This window comes from Actinomycetota bacterium (assembly GCA_035697485.1).
Classification (GTDB): domain Bacteria; phylum Actinomycetota; class UBA4738; order UBA4738; family HRBIN12; genus JAOUEA01.
The window spans coordinates 153,038-169,496 of sequence record DASSCU010000017.1; the positions used below are offsets into that span (position 1 = coordinate 153,038).

15 protein-coding genes are annotated in these 16,459 nt (G+C 70.5%); 3 read left to right on the forward strand and 12 right to left on the reverse strand.

The genetic code is table 11. From position 1 onward, the window contains the following. Entirely contained in the window at positions 1-393 is a 393-nt protein-coding gene (locus VFI59_05135) for a rhodanese-like domain-containing protein (GenBank protein ID HET6713079.1), read from the reverse strand. Between the two features lie 80 nt (positions 394-473). Continuing rightward, positions 474-1,412 (reverse strand): hypothetical protein, encoded by a 939-nt coding sequence (locus tag VFI59_05140; GenBank protein HET6713080.1) that lies wholly within the window; start codon positions 1,410-1,412, stop codon positions 474-476. 151 nt (positions 1,413-1,563) lie between these two features. Between VFI59_05140 and VFI59_05145 the strand changes: the two genes are divergently transcribed. Then, complete coding sequence (locus tag VFI59_05145; protein HET6713081.1) at positions 1,564-5,091, forward strand: hypothetical protein; 3,528 nt, start codon at positions 1,564-1,566, stop codon at positions 5,089-5,091. 7 nt (positions 5,092-5,098) lie between these two features. Here the strand turns inward: VFI59_05145 and VFI59_05150 are convergent, their stop codons facing one another. From VFI59_05150 to VFI59_05175, 6 genes are all read right to left on the reverse strand, one after another. Then, positions 5,099-6,022 carry a 5'-3' exonuclease gene (locus tag VFI59_05150; GenBank protein HET6713082.1) on the reverse strand — a complete coding sequence of 308 codons (924 nt, stop codon included), beginning with the start codon at positions 6,020-6,022 and terminating at the stop codon, positions 5,099-5,101. Positions 6,023-6,142: 120 nt separating this feature from the next. After that, entirely contained in the window at positions 6,143-6,244 is a 102-nt protein-coding gene (locus VFI59_05155; GenBank protein ID HET6713083.1) for a hypothetical protein, read from the reverse strand. A gap of 11 nt (positions 6,245-6,255) precedes the next feature. Further along, positions 6,256-6,570: an ester cyclase gene (locus VFI59_05160; GenBank protein HET6713084.1), complete on the reverse strand. Its 315-nt coding sequence runs from the start codon at positions 6,568-6,570 to the stop codon at positions 6,256-6,258. Between the two features lie 86 nt (positions 6,571-6,656). Then, positions 6,657-7,247, reverse strand: coding sequence for a GNAT family N-acetyltransferase (locus VFI59_05165; GenBank protein HET6713085.1), 591 nt, complete (start codon positions 7,245-7,247; stop codon positions 6,657-6,659). Positions 7,248-7,329: 82 nt separating this feature from the next. After that, positions 7,330-7,851, reverse strand: a complete 522-nt coding sequence (locus VFI59_05170; GenBank protein HET6713086.1) for a DinB family protein — start codon at positions 7,849-7,851, stop codon at positions 7,330-7,332. Positions 7,852-8,003: 152 nt separating this feature from the next. After that, a complete protein-coding gene (locus VFI59_05175) occupies positions 8,004-8,909 on the reverse strand; it encodes a DNA-3-methyladenine glycosylase 2 family protein (protein HET6713087.1) in 906 nt (301 codons plus the stop codon). An 83-nt stretch (positions 8,910-8,992) separates the two neighbouring features. Between VFI59_05175 and rlmN the strand changes: the two genes are divergently transcribed. Next, on the forward strand, positions 8,993-10,042 hold the full coding sequence (gene rlmN, locus VFI59_05180; protein HET6713088.1) for a 23S rRNA (adenine(2503)-C(2))-methyltransferase RlmN: 1,050 nt from the start codon (positions 8,993-8,995) through the stop codon (positions 10,040-10,042). 79 nt (positions 10,043-10,121) lie between these two features. Here rlmN and VFI59_05185 read toward each other — a convergent pair whose 3' ends face one another. From VFI59_05185 to VFI59_05195, 3 genes are read right to left on the reverse strand one after another with little or no spacing between them, the layout of a single operon-like run. Further along, on the reverse strand, positions 10,122-10,790 hold the full coding sequence (locus VFI59_05185; protein HET6713089.1) for a hypothetical protein: 669 nt from the start codon (positions 10,788-10,790) through the stop codon (positions 10,122-10,124). 50 nt (positions 10,791-10,840) lie between these two features. Continuing rightward, a complete protein-coding gene (locus VFI59_05190) occupies positions 10,841-11,893 on the reverse strand; it encodes a hypothetical protein (GenBank protein HET6713090.1) in 1,053 nt (350 codons plus the stop codon). Then, positions 11,887-14,286 carry a glycosyltransferase gene (locus tag VFI59_05195; protein HET6713091.1) on the reverse strand — a complete coding sequence of 800 codons (2,400 nt, stop codon included), beginning with the start codon at positions 14,284-14,286 and terminating at the stop codon, positions 11,887-11,889. The genes VFI59_05190 and VFI59_05195 overlap by 7 nt, the downstream gene beginning before the upstream one ends. A 138-nt stretch (positions 14,287-14,424) precedes the next feature. Between VFI59_05195 and VFI59_05200 the strand changes: the two genes are divergently transcribed. After that, the gene (locus tag VFI59_05200) at positions 14,425-15,912 is read left to right on the forward strand and encodes an amino acid permease (GenBank protein ID HET6713092.1); all 1,488 of its coding nucleotides are present in this window, start codon (positions 14,425-14,427) and stop codon (positions 15,910-15,912) included. 62 nt (positions 15,913-15,974) lie between these two features. Here the strand turns inward: VFI59_05200 and VFI59_05205 are convergent, their stop codons facing one another. Beyond that, positions 15,975-16,439: a hypothetical protein gene (locus tag VFI59_05205; protein ID HET6713093.1), complete on the reverse strand. Its 465-nt coding sequence runs from the start codon at positions 16,437-16,439 to the stop codon at positions 15,975-15,977. Between the last annotated feature and the right edge of the window lie 20 nt (positions 16,440-16,459).

Consider the following 16,459-nt stretch of genomic DNA (forward strand, 5'->3'; position numbering starts at 1 on the left):
TCAGTCCGGGTCGCCGGGATCCGCGAACGGTACGACTGGCAGCCCGGCATCGCGCCAGGCCTCGAAGCCGCCGATGACGTCGGTCGCCCGGGTGAGGCCGATCGCCTGCAACGACGCCGCGGCGAGGCTCGAGCTGAACCCCTGGCGGCACATCACGATGATGCGGGCGTCGACGCCCGCTACCTCGGGGAGGCACCATGGGCCGGTCGGGTCGAGCCGCCACTCGAAGACCGTGCGATCGATACGGAGCGCGCCGGGCACGTCCCCCTGCACACGTCGCTGCTCGAACGTCCGCGTGTCGACGAGCAGGGCTCCGCCGCGCATCTCGTCGAAGGCTCGCTCGGGAGACAGTCGCTTTAGTCCCGCCCGGGCGCGTTCGAGATGTCGCGAGATCGCGCTCTCGTTCGCGTCGGGTCGGCTCGCGCGGTCGGAAGCCTCGCTCACGGGTGCCAACCTAGCCGAGGCGGGCGAGGTCAGTCGCACGCTGGCTGCTCGGTCGCCGCGACCCACCACCGCTGCAACATCGGCGCCACCAACGTGGCCATCGCGTCCTGATGCTCAGCGTCTGGGTGCACGCCGTCCGACAGGTACTCCTCGGGCACGTCGTCGTCCCAGTCGGCGATCGCGACGTTCGGGCGGCGCCCGGCCTGGGTCTCGATCGCGCCGTTGATCTCGTCGGCGGGCACGACGTCGGGAGGGCCTTCCACGTTCTGCCAGAGCACGAGCGGGACCCTGCGGAAGGCCGACAGGATGCGGGCGGCGTTGGCGGCGAACGCATCGACGCCACGATCGTTCGTACCGAGCTCGACCACGACCACCTGGTCGTCGGCGGTTCGGGCCTCGGCGATCGCGGCCCCCGAGACCGACCCTCGCCCGTTCGAGGCGTCGATCTCGAGCGACCAATCGGGCAGGGCGGCCACCATCGCCGGTGTGCCCCCGTCGAGTAGGGAATCGCCGAGCATGAACGCTTGCGGCGCGACGCCGAGCGAGGACCGGTCCGGCAACGCGAGCCATCTCCAGACCGACGATCCACGCACCGTGTAGAGCCGACGCGGGTCGTCGGGTACCTCGACCAGCTGCGCGCCGTCGCCCACGCCGACCACTTGTGCGTTGGGGGGCAACGCGGGGACCGGCACCGTGAACGACCCTCCGAGGAACCGGCGCTCCGACGCGCTGCCTGCGTCGAACACCACGACCGGGTCGGTCCCCTCGCATCGGTAGCCCACCACGCGGCGGCGAGGGATGCAGTCGCCGTCCGGTCCCTGATAGACGGTGATCCGCGGCGACCCTCGACGACACACCGGCGATCCCGACCGACCTGGGCCTTGGCAGGACGACGCGGCGAGCGCGAGCACCGCGATCACGACGAGGAACGTCGCTCGTGGCGGGCGTCGGGATGCGGGGGACGTCATGGGTCGCGGCGAGCGTAGGTGGCCGGGGGTGTCGTCGCAACGAACCTCGTCCTTCGGCGAATCTTCCGCCGGTGCTCAGGAGTGCGACGCCGTAGGCCGATGGGAGGGGGACAGGTTCTGGCGAGCGTGAAGGTGGCGAGGTTCTCCGAGCGTGAGTGGTGACCGCACGTTGAATGCGATCCGCAGGGGGCGACGGACGTTCGTCACCCTCGCGTTGGTCTGCCTCGCGCTCGTGGCGGGCGCCACGGTCTTCGGATCGCGAGCGCTCGAGCAGGCTGAGTCGCAGGCCCAGGTCACGGCGAAGGGTCTCGCGAACGCGGGGGTCGCGTCCGTACTGGTTGCCGAGGACGTCGAGGACACGGTCGACGGAGCGGTCGCCGGCGACCTGCTCGCCAGGCTCCGGCGCGGAGTGCTGGCGGACGGCACGGCGTTCCGCGTGCGTGTGTGGTCCCCATCGGGCGATCTGCTCTTCACGACCGACGCGGCCGACGAGCCGGACGCCGTGAGCAGCGACCTCGATGCCGTCTACGCCGCCACCCGCGGGAGCGGGAGGCTCAACTCGATCACGACCGAGGACGGGCAGGTGTTCTCGACCTTCGTGCCCCTTCGCTTCGGACAGGACGGGGCGCTCGGCGCGGTCGAGGTGGATCAGGGATACGAGCGCATCGTCACGAGCGCTGCCTCTCCCTGGTCGCTGGTGCGCACGATCGGGCTCCTGGGCGCAGGGGTGACGCTGCTGCTCGTCGTCGTGGCGTGGCTGCCGGGCGCGGGATCGCGAACCGGTGGCTTCATCTCGCCGAGCCGGGAGATCGCCCTCGCCAAGCAGAGGGCCAGGGCCGACGAGACCGTCAACAGGGCCGAGGAGCGTGCGAAGGTCGCCGAGCAACACGCGCAGGAGATCGAACAGCGAGCCCGCGAGGCAGAGGCGAGAGAGCGTGAGGCGCGGGCACGGGCCACGCGGGCGGAGACCGGTCTCGAGAATGCGGAGGCCGAGATGGATCGCCTCCGGTCCCGGGCCGCCGTGACCGTCGCCCCGAGGCCCGATCCTGAGACGGCGCGCCGTCTCGAGGAGGCGGAGCGTGAGGTCGACGAGCTGCGTGGCCGACTGCGGGCCGCCGATTCCCTCGCCGTGCCAGACGGCGCGACCGGGGAGCGCTTCGAGACGCTGGAACGCGAGCTGGGGGCGAGGAGCCAGGCCCTGGCCGACGCGCGGCGGGCGACCGAGGAAGCGAACGCCCGCGCGGCGGAGCTTGCGGACGGACTTCGCCTCGCCCAGGCCGGCGCCGACGAGGGCCGAGCCTCTGAGGGTGAGGTCGCTGCCCTGCGGGCGGAGATCACTGTTACCGAACGCAGGGCCGCGACCGCCGAGCAACGCGCGGACGACGCGGAGGGACGGCTCGCCGCCGCGGGCCGGGCCGAGTCCGTCGATCAGTCCGCGGTGGCCGATGCCGAACGGCGCGCGGCGACGGCTGAGCGTGAGGCCGCTGAGGCGCGCGAGCTGGCAGCGACCGAGCGTTCCAAAGTCGTCGGCGCCGAGACGCGCGCGGACGAGGCCGAGCGGCGAGCCCGAGAAGCCGACGCACGATTCGAGGACGCCCGGCGCCTGGCCGACCAAGGGGAACGTCGGATCGCCGAACTCGAGACCGGGCACACGGAGATCGAGTCGAGGGCCGCCGGGGCCGAGGCGGGTCTCCGGGAGGCGGAGGCTCGCGCGGCCGAGGCGACGACCAAGGTCGCCGAGCTCGCGGCCCGGCTCTCCGACGCCGAGGAGCGTGTCGCGGGTGCCGACGAGAGGCTCGCCGGCGCGGCGAGGGATGCGGCAGCCAGGGACGAACGCATCGCCGTGCTGGAGGCCGAGCTCCTGGCGGAGCGCGAGACCTCGACGGAGCGGGAGCGGGCCGCGAAGGAAGCGGCGACGGCGGTGCGGGAGGCGCGAGCGCGCGCCGACGAGGCGACGGCGAGGGCGAGCGACATGGAATCGCGAGCGCTCGAGGCCGAGACGAGGACGAGCGAGGTCGAGGCGAGGGCGACCGAGAACGAGTCACGGGCGGCGGAGGCCGAGTCGCGGGTGGCCGAAGCCGAGACGCGTGTCGCGGAGGCGGAATCTCGCGCGGCGGAGGCCGATGCCCGCGCCGCGAAGACGGAGGCGCACCTGGAACACGCGGTCGCCAGCGGCAGCAACGCCGAACGACTGGTCGGCCAGCTCGAGGGCGAGCTCCTCACCGCCAAAGCGTCGGTGGCGGAGCTCGAGGCCGAGCTCGAGACCACGCGTGTCGAGGCGGAGCGCGACCGCGCCCGGGTGTCCGACCTCGAGTCGCGCCTGGACTGGGCCGCGGCCCGTGCTTCCGACGCCGAGATGACGGCGCAGGCTACCGCGACCGAGCTCGCCGAGCACCAGGTCGAGGTCCACCGCGAGCAGACGCGCAACGAGGAACTCGCGGGCCAGATCGAGGGGATGCGGGCGCAGCTCGAGGAGGCGGAACGCTCGGCCGTCGCCGAGCGCGAGGAGGCCGCGTCCGCCGTGGCGTCGCACGACCGCCGGCGCGAGGAGCTCGAGGAGGAGCTGACGACGAGCAGCGGTCGCATCGCGGAGCTCGAGGCGGCGTTGGCCGCGGCCGATGAGCGGGCCGGCGACGACGTGGAAGCGGCCCGGAGCCAGGCGTCTGCGGAGCATGAGCTGCTGCGGGCACAGGCCGCAGCCGAGCTCGACATAGCCCGGCTGCAAGCGCAGCGAGAGATCGACGAGATCCGCGCGACGGCTGCCGCCGACCTCGCGGGCGCGAGGGCCGAGGTCGACGAGGCTCGGAACGAGGCGCAGGCAGCCAGGATCGAGGCGCAGGCCGCGTCGGTCGACACCCGGGCCGCGCAGGCCGAGATCGACGCCGCCACCGCCGAGGCGCGCGAGCGCATGGAGGCCGACCGTGCCGAGATCCGCGCCCGGCTGGCCGACCTCGAGGCGTCCCTCGCCGAGGCCGAAGGGCGCGTGCGCGCCGCCGAGGAGCGGGCCTCCCAGAGCGCCGCCCGGTCCCAAGAGATGGAGCAGGCCCTGCGTGAAGCGGAGGCGCGGGCCCAGGATGCCGAGCGGGCGGCCGAGTCCGCGACGGAGACCGCGGCCGCCGTGCACGCCTCCGACGTCGAGCAGACCCTCCAGCAGCTCGAGATCCGCGTGGCCGAGGCCACGGCGTCGGCGCAGGCGTACAAGGCCGAGGCCGCGGACGCCGCCCGGCGGGCGGAGCTGGCCGAGGAGCGGGCCGACGCCGAGATCGCCGCCGCGAGGGACGAGGCACGCGCGGCGATCGAACGCGCCCGGGCCGAGGCGGTGGACGCCGTGCGTCGCGCCAAGGGTTCCGCGGACCCCGCCTCGGCGCAGGGCGGGGCCTCCGAGGGGAGCGGGGACGAGCTCAACGACCTGCGGCGTGAGGTGCAGCAGCTGCGACGCGCACAGGTCGAGATGGCCGGGCGCATGCGCGACGCGGAGCGGCGAGCCGCCGAGCTCGATGGGGGATCGGTGTCCGCCCCCGACGGTGAGGTCGCGTTCGCCGAGCCCGGCGAGGCGTTCGAGGCCGGGAACGCCGACGGCGATACAGCACCGGTGCGCAGCCTGCGCTCCCGCTTGGCCGACGCAGCGGCGCGGAAGAAGGGCGACAAGCTGGACCCGAGCGCAGGCGTCGGTACCTGAGCGCGAGTCAGGTGGGTCCCGTCGTCGCTCCTGCGCCGCCGACGGGGCCCGCGAGGGCCGCACGGAGCCGTTGCACGGGACCGCGCAGACCGTTGACCTCGGCGAGCTCGTTCGCGACCGCGTCGTCGCGATCGCCGTTCCACACCTCGAGCGGAGCATCCGACTTGATCGGCACGAGGCGACGCATCGCATCGAGGTACTCGGCGGCGTCAAGCAAGCGGGAACGCAGTGCCGGTGAACCCTTCAACGGGCCGGCTGCCGGACGGTCACTCGCCGCGTCGGCGAGCATCGCGTCGAGGTCGGGGTAGGCCTGCACGAGCGCGCGGGCGGTCTTCTCGCCCACCCCTCGCACGCCCGGCAACCCGTCCGACGGATCGCCTCGCAGGATCGCGAACTCCGCGTAGCGCGACGCCGGCACCCCGTAGGTCTTCAAGACCGTCTCCTCGTCGAACTCGCGGAGCTCGCTCACTCCTCTCAGGGTGTAGAGCAGTCGAACGTCGGGATCGTGCACGAGCTGCAGCAGGTCGCGGTCACCGCTGACGATCTCGTACCGGTCCGCTTCCCGGCCGCGGGCACACAACGCCCCGATCGCATCCTCGGCTTCCCAGTCGGGTGAGTGGGCCTGCGTCGCGCCGGTCGCTTCGAGCATTCCGCGAAGCAACACGAACTGAGGCGTGAGGTCCTCGGGCTCGGGCGGCCGGTCGGCCTTGTAACCCTCGTACAGCAGCGTGCGCGCCGTCGGTCGCCAGTCGTGGTCGTAGACGTGCACCACCGAGTCGGGCCTGCGGGAAACGATCAGCCGCGTGACCATGCCGAGGTACCCGTGCACCGCTCCCATCGGCCGCCCGTCGGGCGCGCGCACGGAATCCTTCAGGGCGAAGTACGCGCGATAGGCGAGGCTCGAGACGTCCAGAAGCAATCGATGAACCACTTTGGCCAGCGTAGCCGGTCTGCTCCCGAGGCTCCGGGTGGCCTGCTCTCCGCACGTAGGCTCTCTCGAACGCACAAGCCTCTGCCCCGGACGGTTCCCGTTACGCAGCCCGAAAGCCCCCTACGGTGGGGGGAAGTCGCCCAATTGTTGCAGCAGTCCGTATCGGTCAACCAGGTTCCAACGCTCCGCGAACTTCCCGTTCTCGAAACGGACGATGGACATCGACGCCACATCTACTTGCCTGTCGGAGGGACGCCCCCGAACTCCCCGGTGTGGGGTCCTCGACCTCGAACATGTGCGATGACGTAGTCCCCGTCCGCGAGTACGTGTACCTCATCGATGGCGAGGTCTGTCAGAGCGGAGCGGAGAGCCAGGATCTCCTGTCGGAAGTTCTCGACGCCCAGGGCCTGGCTGGTCTCGCCAGTGCCCACCACGTTGTGGTTGATGAAGTCGGGAGCCACCAACTGATCCATGAGCTCGAGGTCGCCTCCGACGATGACCTCGTGGATCATGCGACGCAACATCGCCTTGTTCTCTTCTGGTGACATGGGGAGCATTCTCAGGGAGGCTCGTCCGGCCATACCACGCACTTGGTTCGCGACGCGAACTCGAGACGTCGAGGAGGAGCCTGAGGTCACGTGGCGACAGTACCTCGGTCTCGATGTCGCGTGCCGCCGGCCCGCCGGTCGTGTCCGGCCGAGAATGGCTTCAGCCAGACCCTGAGCTCATCGACGAGGTGTCGGCCCGGGACGTCCGGGTCGCTCCATCCGCCGAGGTACGGCCCGCCCTGATCTGCGTATCCGAGCGAGCGGTACAGAGCGCGGGCGGCGGCGAATGACTCGCTCGTCGCGGCGTCGAGGATCACGCCGGCGGCGCCCGCTTCTCTCGCGACGTCCTCGAGCGTGAGCATCAGTGCCCTTCCTGCTCCCTGACGGCGGTGCGGGACCTCGACGTGGAGGTCGGTCACCAGGGCGTACCCGCGTGACTCCATCAATTCCTCGGGGCTCGAGTCGTCGTGGAAGCCGAGGCCCACGAAGCCCACGGCGACCCCGTCGCGCCATGCGATCAGCTCAGTGAAGCCGGTCCCGCGCTCGTGGTCGTCGAGGCGTCGGCGGTGTTGCTCCGGGGTCCGCGAAGCGATCCCGGAGATGATGCCTGGGAGGTCGGCCTCGCTGGTCGGCCTGACAACGATCCCCCCAGCCCGCGTCTCCCGGTCGTGTCTCACGGTGAGAGGGTAGCGAGATGCTCGCGAGCGATGGTGCGTCCCCCGGCGTCGGGAGGATGGGGAGTTCCTCCGCCACCTGTGGTCACGTGCCCGGCGTATCGGTGGTGTCCGGCCAGGGGAGGTCGAACGCGTCGAGGAGGTTGTCGAGATCGCCCGGGGAGTGCCCGCATTCGGTGAAGTACCGGGCAAGCTCGCTTCGGTGCTGCGTTCCATGGCTCATGATGTGGGCGACCACGAGCCACCGTGGCCTCATGAAGCGAGAATCAGTGCCCCAGGGCTCGGCCAGCGCTTCGTCGTCGAGCGACTCGACGAACCTACGGAGCCGCACGTCCTCCTCGAGGCAGAACGCGTGCAGGGCGCTGAGGTCCTCGAGGGTGAACCCATGGTCCCACACGTACGTCTCGCCCACGTCGTTGCCGATGCAGAACTCGCGCCAGCTCCAGTCGACGTCGACGAGATGACGGATGGTCTGAAAGGCGCTCCCGTGGTCGAGCACACCTTCCTTCCGGAGCTCGTCGTCGGATAGATCGGCGGCGGTCGTCAGGATCCGATCGTTCGCCCAGGCGTGGTAGCGAACGAAGGCCACCAGGGAGTTGCCATCCATTCCACCAACCCTAGCGGCGCCGTCGCCCGGCGTCGTCCGAGGTCTCACGATGAAGCTCGGTACACGGATAGCACCACGAGACGTCGGGCAGGAGATTGGCCGGCGGGGTCAGTCCTCCTCCTGGTCGAGTCACGTCGTTGGGATCGTCGCGCTCAGATGCGATCGATCGACCGGACGTCGGAGCGCGGTCCGAACTTCGGTGCCTCGATGCCGGCCGCCTCGAGGAGCATCTGCACCCGTCCACGTTGGCCTGCGTACGGCGCGAGCAGCTCCAGCATGCGCGCGTCGTCGCCACGCGGTTCCCGAGCCAACGCCCACGTCACGACGTTGGGGAGGTGGTAGTCGCCGACCGAGACGGCGTCGGCGTCGCCGAGCGCGAGGCGCGCCACCTCGGCCGCGGTCCAGGGTCCGATACCCGGGAACGTCTCGAGGTGTTCGCGCGCGGTCGAGGGTGGAACCGCAACGAGGGCGTCGATCTGCACCGCCCGGCGACAGAGCCCGATCAGGCGTTCGGCCCGGCGGCGCTCGACGCCGAACGGATGGAGGCGGAACGACGGGAGGCTCGCGACCGCGTCTGGATCGGGCGGCATCACGAGATCGGCCGGCCCCGGAGCAGGCGCGCCGAGCGAGAGGGCGAGTCGCCGGTAGGCGCGTCGGGCCTGGAGCCCGGTCACCTTCTGCTCCAGCACGGCGGGGATCAGCGCCTCGCTCGGGTGCGCGGTTCGAGTGAGTCGCACGCCCCGCAGGCGACGGTGCAGGTCCGCGACCAGCGGGTGATGCGCGCGGAACGCCTGATCGTCGTCGAGGAGTCCCGACCAGCCGGGCGCCTGCTCGAGGGCGGCGTCGGCGCCGGGACCCCAGGCTTCCGCGATCAGGCGGTCGCCCTGCCTCGTGAGGTGGAGCGTGGCGGGTCCCTCAGGCATACGCGTCGCTCGCCAGACCTCGTCTTCTCCCACCCGCATCGTCGGGTCGCCGGTGCCACGCCGAAGGGGCATCATCGTGCGACGCAGGTCCAAGGGCCGGGTGATCGGGAAGGCTCGGATCAACGCGGTCGGCACGGCCGCAGCCTAGCCGGGACGCGTCGAGCACGCCTCCCTCGACACGCGGGTGGATCGGCTCGCGGGTGCCGTACGCTCGGCGGATGACCGTCTATGACCTGACGATCGATGGATTGACCGAGCGTCTCACCGCGTGGGGCGAGCCGGCGTTCCGAGGCGCGCAGGTGTACTCCCAGCTGTGGAAGCGGGCCGCACGGTACGACGAGATGACCGATGTCTCGCCCGCGCTCCGGGAGCGCCTGGCCGCCGAGCTTCCGCTCCTCGTCGAGGTGCTCGACGAGCGCACCGCCGACCGCGGCGCGACGAGGAAGGCGCTGCTTCGCCTCGGTGCCGCCGGGCACGTGATCGAGGCGGTGCTGATGGGCTACCGCGACCGGGTGACCGTGTGCGTCTCGTCGCAGGTGGGGTGTGCGATGGGTTGCGGGTTCTGCGCGACCGGGCAGATGGGCCTGGAGTCGAACCTCACCGCCGGCGAGATCGCGGCGCAGGTCGTGTGGGCCCGGCGTGAGGCTGCTCATCTTCCCGACTCGACCCCGCAGCGGCTCACGAACGTGGTGTTCATGGGCATGGGCGAACCGATGGCGAACTATCGGCCGGTGCGCAACGCCGTCGCGCGGCTGATGGAGCCGCGTGGCATGCGGCTCGGCGCTCGCCACATCACGGTGTCGACGGTAGGGCTCGTGCCGGGGATCGAGCGTCTGGGCATGGACCACCCGCAGGTGGGCCTCGCGGTGAGCCTGCATGCGGCGGACGACGAGCTCCGGAACGAGCTCGTACCGCCCAACCGCCTATATCCGCTCGCGCAGCTGGAAGCCGCGATCGCAGCGTGGCGCGATCGCACGCGTCGCCGGCCGTCGATCGAGTGGGCGATGATCGGCGGCGTCAACGATGCCGACGAACAGGCCGGTAAGCTCGCGTCGATCGCGTACCGGTTGCGCGCCCACGTGAACCTGATCCCCTTGAACCCGACCCCTGGCTGGCCGAGTCGCCCGAGCGGACCGCGACGCATCGAGTCGTTCGTGCGCGTGCTGGATGCCGGCGGTGTGAACGTCACCGTGCGCGACACGCGCGGTCGGCGCATCGACGCGGCCTGCGGTCAGCTCCGCCTGGAACACGCGAACCGGCCGGGCTGACCGACCGACCTTCGGGAAGGAGAACGGAACGGCGACGGGCCGCGCCCGCATGGGGCCCGTCGCCGTTCCCGGATCGGCCTCAGTGGTGGCCGTTCCCCTGGGAACCGCCGTCGTGGGGGTTCCCGTGCCCGCCGGCACCGCCGAGCCCCTTGCCGTGACCCGAGGTGCTGGCGTCCTTCTCGGCCTTGCGCGCGTCCTTGGCCGCTTGCTGCTCGGCCTTGCGCGCGTCCTTGGCCGCTTGCTGCTCGGCCTTCCACTCCTCGTGCGCCCCGTGGCGCTCGCGGTTGTCGGCGAGCCGCTGGAGAGCGTTGAGCAGACCCGGCGCTTGCGGATTCTTCAGGCAGTTCGCGAGGACGTGCTCGATCGCGTTGTCGAGACCGTGCGCCTCCCTCGCCTCGCCGTCCTCCTCGATCGTTCCTTCGGATGAGTCGATGCCGGCCGCGTCGAGGCATGCTGCCTCCCGCTCGGCGGCTTCGTCATCGCCCTCCTCCGCATGCTCACCCGCGTCGGTCTCTCCCTCGGAGTCGTCACCGTCGTCCGACTCGCATCCGTCACCCTCGTCGGTGGTCCCGTCACCCTCGTCGGTGGTCCCGTCGTCGCAACCCTCTCCGTCATCGGTGACGACGACGTCGTCACGCTCACCGTCTGCTCTTCCGAACGAGCCGGGTCCTGCAAGACTCACGGAGGCCAGGAGCGCGAGCACGATCACGGACAGAAGCAGGGTGAGGAACCGCTTGGACACGTTCATGGTCGGCGTATCGGCGTCTGCGTAGCCGGTCCTTGAGGACTACGTACGTATCATCCGTTCGCGGGACGCGGCAGCAGAGTGACGGCCGCCGGCACGGACCCGAGTGCATCCTCGAAGAGGGCCTCGGCAGCCACCAGGTTGGCCTCGGCGCCGGAGTTCTCGCTCACCCGTCCCTCGTCCACGCCGTCGGCGACCCTGCCGGCTTCCCGGTCGTACACGGGTCGGCCGCTCCGGTCGACCTGGTCGAACCAGGAGCGAGCCAACATGGCGAGTTCAGACCACTCACCGTCGCCGATCCGCGAGAGGCGATCGAGGGAGAACACCGTGCACGCGACGTCGTAGGGGGTCACGCTCGGACGGTGGAAACCGCTTCGGACGATGGGAGCGAGCAACGCCTTCGCGCTCGCGCGCGCAACGTCGACCAGCGTCTCGTCGCCGAGCACCTGGCCCGCGTCGGCGAGCACCCCCTCCTGCACGTGCGCCCACAGATGCGGCTCGCCGCGTTCGTCGGGATTGTTCATGAGCACGTCGCCGACGCGCCGGTCGGCGATCTCCTCAGCCCAACGATGCAGGGCGGGGGCGATGCCAGGGATCGAGCCTTCCTCGAGCAGTCGGAGGCCCACGAGCACGTGCAGCGCACGGACGTCGGCCGGCGCCGGCAGGGTGACGGCATGGTCGAGCCCCCGATGCATCGCCTCGAGCGCCCGCTGATCTCCGAACGTGAGCCACGCATGGCTGACGCCAAGCAAGGCCCGCGCGTGCCAGAAGTTCTCACCCGTCGACGATGTCACGCCGTTCTCGTTGCGCGTGCCCGACCAGTCGTAGACGAAGTTCCACCAGCGACCGTCGTCGCCCTGCATCCACAGCACGAACTCGAGCAGACCGCGGGCCCACCGTTTCACCTCGGAGTCATGGGTGCGCACCCAGACGTCGCAGAGCACGTCGAGCACGCGCGCCGCGTCGTCGACACAGGCGACACCCTCGAACCCCGATTCTTTGGCAACGACGAGCTCGCCCGCGGGGTCGGTGTACACGGCGAGCGCCAATGCACTTTGCCCGGCCGCCGGCAGCGGGCGGGTGAGCCGGGCGAGCTGCCTCAGCACGGATCGAGGTGGGCGAGGATGTCGGACACCGAGAAGTCCGCGGCCGCCAGGCTCGAGTCGGCTGCGCCGTAGTACACGCGGATACGGCCCTCCTCGAGCATCACATGCCCGCTCGGGAACACCACGTCGTGCAGGAACCCCGAGCGCTCGTAGTCGAGCTCCGGGCCGAGCAACGGGTGCGACGAGCGAGCCAGGACCCTCGAAGGGTCGTCGGCGTCGAGCAGCATCGCGCCCATGCCGTACCGGTTCGTGCGGTCAGCCCCGTGGTAGACCTCGAGCCACCCACCGTCGACGCGGAACGGCGTGAGGCTCGCGCCGATCCTCGCTTCGTCCCACATGTCCGGCCTGGGCAATGCGACCGGGCGATGCTTCCCCCAGTGCGTGAGGTCGGGCGACTCGGCGAGCCAGATACCCAACACGCGGCTGAACGATCCGGGCATCGGGCGCGTGAACGCCAGGTAGCGATCATGCACCCGCTCGGGGAAGAGCACGACATCCTTCTGATCGGGGAGCAGCATCACCCCGCGACGGTCGAACGTGCGGAAGTCGGTGGTGCGCAGCGCGCTCGTCGTGATGCCGAGCCGGCTCACGGAGACGTACGTGACGTGGAAGACACCGTCGATCTCGGTGACGCGTGGATCCTCGACGCCGTAGGCCTCGAGCTCGGACACCGGCAGCACCGAGGGGGCGGGGTCGACCTCGAAGCGCTCTCCGTCGGCACTGCGGGCGACCCGCAGGTGCGACGTGTGCGTGAGGTAGTCGGTCGTGCCGTCGTCGCCCAGGTGGCCGTCGGCGAGATCGCGGTAGCGGATCGTTCGGGGATCGTCGAGGTCGACACCGGGTTCATCGCGGCGCACGTATCCGAGCACGATGCGCGGAACATCACCCGACGTGTCGAAGAACGGCATGCCGATCAGGTCGCTGAGGTCGAGTCCATCGGGCATGGGCTTGAGCGTCGGATGATCGCCGCGCAGGTCGACGAGTCGAGCGCCGTCGGGCAGGTCGCCGTCGCTGCTCGGGCGTTCCGCGACGCGCAGCAGCAGCACGACCTCGTCGCCGACACGGGCGGCGCCCGCGTTGATCGTCGAGATCACCTCCATACCTGGCTGCGACGGCGTCACGTCGGCGGGTGTGATCAGCGGGTTGGAGGCCAAGCGGGCGCCGATCGGCACGGCCACCCACTCACCGGGCCTCGCCTGCGTCTGACGCTTCGCCGGTGTCGACGCTTCCACGTCGCGCATGACCTCGATGAACCGGGCGCCGGTCTTGGGCCAGGTGAACTCGTTCGCGTAGGCGTACGCGTTGTGCTCGAGCCGCGACTTCATCTCGTGGTCGTCGAGGATCGAATTGATCGCCGTCGAGAGCTGGTCGGGATCGCGGAAGTCCACGAGCAGTCCGCGCTCGTCGGCGAGCGCCTCCTCGGCGTGCAGGTACGGAGTCGAGACGACCGCCTTGCCGGCGCCGAGCGCGTAGCTCAGCGTGCCGCTCGTGATCTGGTTCGGATCGAGGTAGGGCGTGACGTAGATGTCGGTCGCGAGCAGCAGCTCGATGATGTCCTTCTGCCGCAGGTACTGGTTCAGGAACGCCACGTTGTCGTCGAGTCCGAGGCTCTCGATCATCGCCGTGAGCTTGTTCCGGTACTCCTCGCCGTGATGACGCAGGAGCTCGGGATGGGTCTGGCCGGCGATCAGGTAGAGCGCGTCGGGGTGGTGTTGCACGACCCACGGCATCGCCTCGACCACGTATTCGAGGCCTTTGCCCGGGCCCACGAGGCCGAACGTCGCCACGATCTGTCGGCCCGCGAGGCCCAGTTTCTCCTTCAGTTTGCGCCGGCCGCGCGGCTCGATGTGCGGCATACCGTGCTGGATCACCGTCGTGGGTGTCGTGACCCCGTAGACCTCGCGCAGGATGTCGACGGCGGTCTCGGCCATCACGATCAGGTGGTCGGCGTTCGCCGAGATCGACCGGACGGCGTCGCGCACCGCGTCGCTGGGCTCGGGCAGCACGGTGTGCATCGCCACGACCACCGGCTTCCCGACCTCCTGCAGGAACGGTGTGAGGTGGTCGATGTACGTGCCCTCGATCCACGTGTCGCCCTCCCACGCCTCGTCCTTCCAGAGCCCGTACAGGCCGAACTCGTGCTGCACGCAGACGACGTCGGCGTCGGAGCCGCCGATCGCCCGGGCCGCCGCCACGTAGCCGTCGGGCGAGCCCTGCCGGATGCGCCAACGGACCTCGGGCCCGTAGGCACGCACGGAGTTCCGCTCGTCGATCGCCGCGACCTCGCAGACGACCGACTCGTCGGCGGCGTGCACGGCCTCGATCAGGTCGCTCGTGAACGTGGCGATGCCGCAGCGCCGTGAGGGCCACGTGGAGACGAAGGCGATGCGCATCGAACCAGCGTACCGCGGTGGGTGAAGCGGCCGTCCGGTGGTCCCGCACGCGGCGGGCCCGGCTGCCCAGTGCCGGATGTTCGGGCGAACGTAGCGTGAGGGTGGATCGGTTTCCCTAGCTCGGAAGGGGTGAGGGAGATGCAGACGACGCAGGCTCCGACCGGCGTCACGACGGCCGGTCGAACGAGGAGACTCCGCCGCTTGGGATTGTTCATGGCCGTGGCCCTGGTGGTCGGGAACATGATCGGTTCAGGGGTGTTCACGCTGCCGTCCGCGTTGGCGGGGGTGAGCGTGACGAATGGCGCGGGCTCACTGCTCGCATGGGTCTTCACGGGGGTCGGCGCCATCGTTCTGGCGTTGGTGTTCGCGAACCTCGGCCGGGCGTATCCACGCACGGGAGGCCCGTACGTCTACGCCAGACGCGCGTTCGGTGACTTCATCGGGTTCCAGACGGCGTGGGGCTACTGGATCGCGGCATGGGCGGGCAACGCGGTACTCGCGATCGCCTTCGTCGGCTACCTCGCCTTCTTCTTCCCGGCGCTCTCCGAGACCGCGATCTACGGCGCGCTCGTCGGGATCGGCCTGGTCTGGTTGCTCACGCTCGTCAACGTCCTAGGCGTCCGCGAGTCCGGCTGGGTGCAGGCCGTGACCACGGTGCTCAAGTTCGTCCCGCTGCTCGCGATCGGCCTGATCGGGATCTTCTTCGTCGAAGGCGGCAACTACACCGCCTTCGCCCCGAACGGGATGGGCATGGGCGACGGCCTGCTGGGCGGTGTGACGGTTGCGGCCACGCTGACGCTGTGGGCGTTCATCGGTCTCGAGTCGGCCACCGTGCCGGCCGAGGAGGTGGCGAACCCCGAGCGGAACATCCCGCGGGCGACCGTGATCGGCACGATCGCGACTACCCTCGTCTACATCCTGGCGACCGTCGCGATCATGGGCGTGATCCCCGTCACCACGCTGCAGGATTCGGCGAGCCCGTTCGCAGCCGCAGCCACCGCGATCTTCGGCGGTGCCGGCTATTGGGACGACGCGGTCGCCATGGTCGCGCTGGTCAGCATCTTCGGGTGCCTGAACGGCTGGATCCTGCTCACGGGACGTGTGCCGCTCGCCGCAGCCCGCGACGGGCTGTTCCCCGAGCGGTTCGCGAGGGTGTCGGGGCGGACCGGCACGCCGGTCTTCGGACTGGTCGTGAGCTCGTTGCTGTTGACCGGGCTCATGCTGATGAACTACACGAAGTCTCTCGTGGACCAGTTCACGTTCATCCTGCTGCTGGCGACCCTGACCACGCTGATCCCGTATGCGTACTCGGCGGCCGCGCAGATGTACCTGCTGTTCGCCGACCGTGCCCGGTTCGCGGGCCGTCGGCTCGCGATCGATGGCGGCATCGCGCTGCTGGCGTTCGCCTACTCCGTGTGGACGATCGCGGGTGCCGGATCAGACATCGTGTTCAAGGGCTTCATGCTCTTGATGCTCGGCATCCCGGTGTACGTGTACATGAAGTGGCGTGACTGCAAGGAAGGACGGTTCGTCGAGCCCGAGGCGGCACCGACGCCTCCGACCGTCCCGACGATCCCCCCGTCGACGCCGGTCGAGCCGGTCCCTCGTCGTCCGGTGGCCGTCTGACCGAACGTCACGACCGGAAGGGCCGGGCCGTCGGCTCGGCCCTTCCTCTGTCGAAGGCCGTGTCAGTACTTCGGGCGTTTCTTCGGATCCGCGGCGCGGCCGATCGCCCACAGGCCGCCGCCGAGCAGCACGATGAAGAGGGTCACGAGCCCCACGACCCCGAGCAGCACCACCCCGGCGTCGGCCGAGTCCGGACCCGCGTCGACCGCCTTCACGATCGCGTAGACGGTGACGTAGGTGTAGATGCCGATCGCGAGCAGCACGGGCAGGATCAGCAGGTACGCGACGCTCAGACCCGCCACCCCGAGAGAGACACCCCTGGAGCCCTGGGGGTCGGTGCGCCGGTCCCAGGCCTCGACGTGGTCGTCGATGTCGTCGAGATGATCGACCGCGCGGTCGCCGGCCGCGTCGAGATCGGCGGTGACCGCCGCCGCACGGGCGCCGAGTCGCTCCGCCTCGGCCCGTGCATCGGCCTCGTCGGGCTCGGGCCAGGGGCCGGATCCGGTCGCGTCGTTGCTCGAACTCACCCGGCGAGTATCGCAGTATC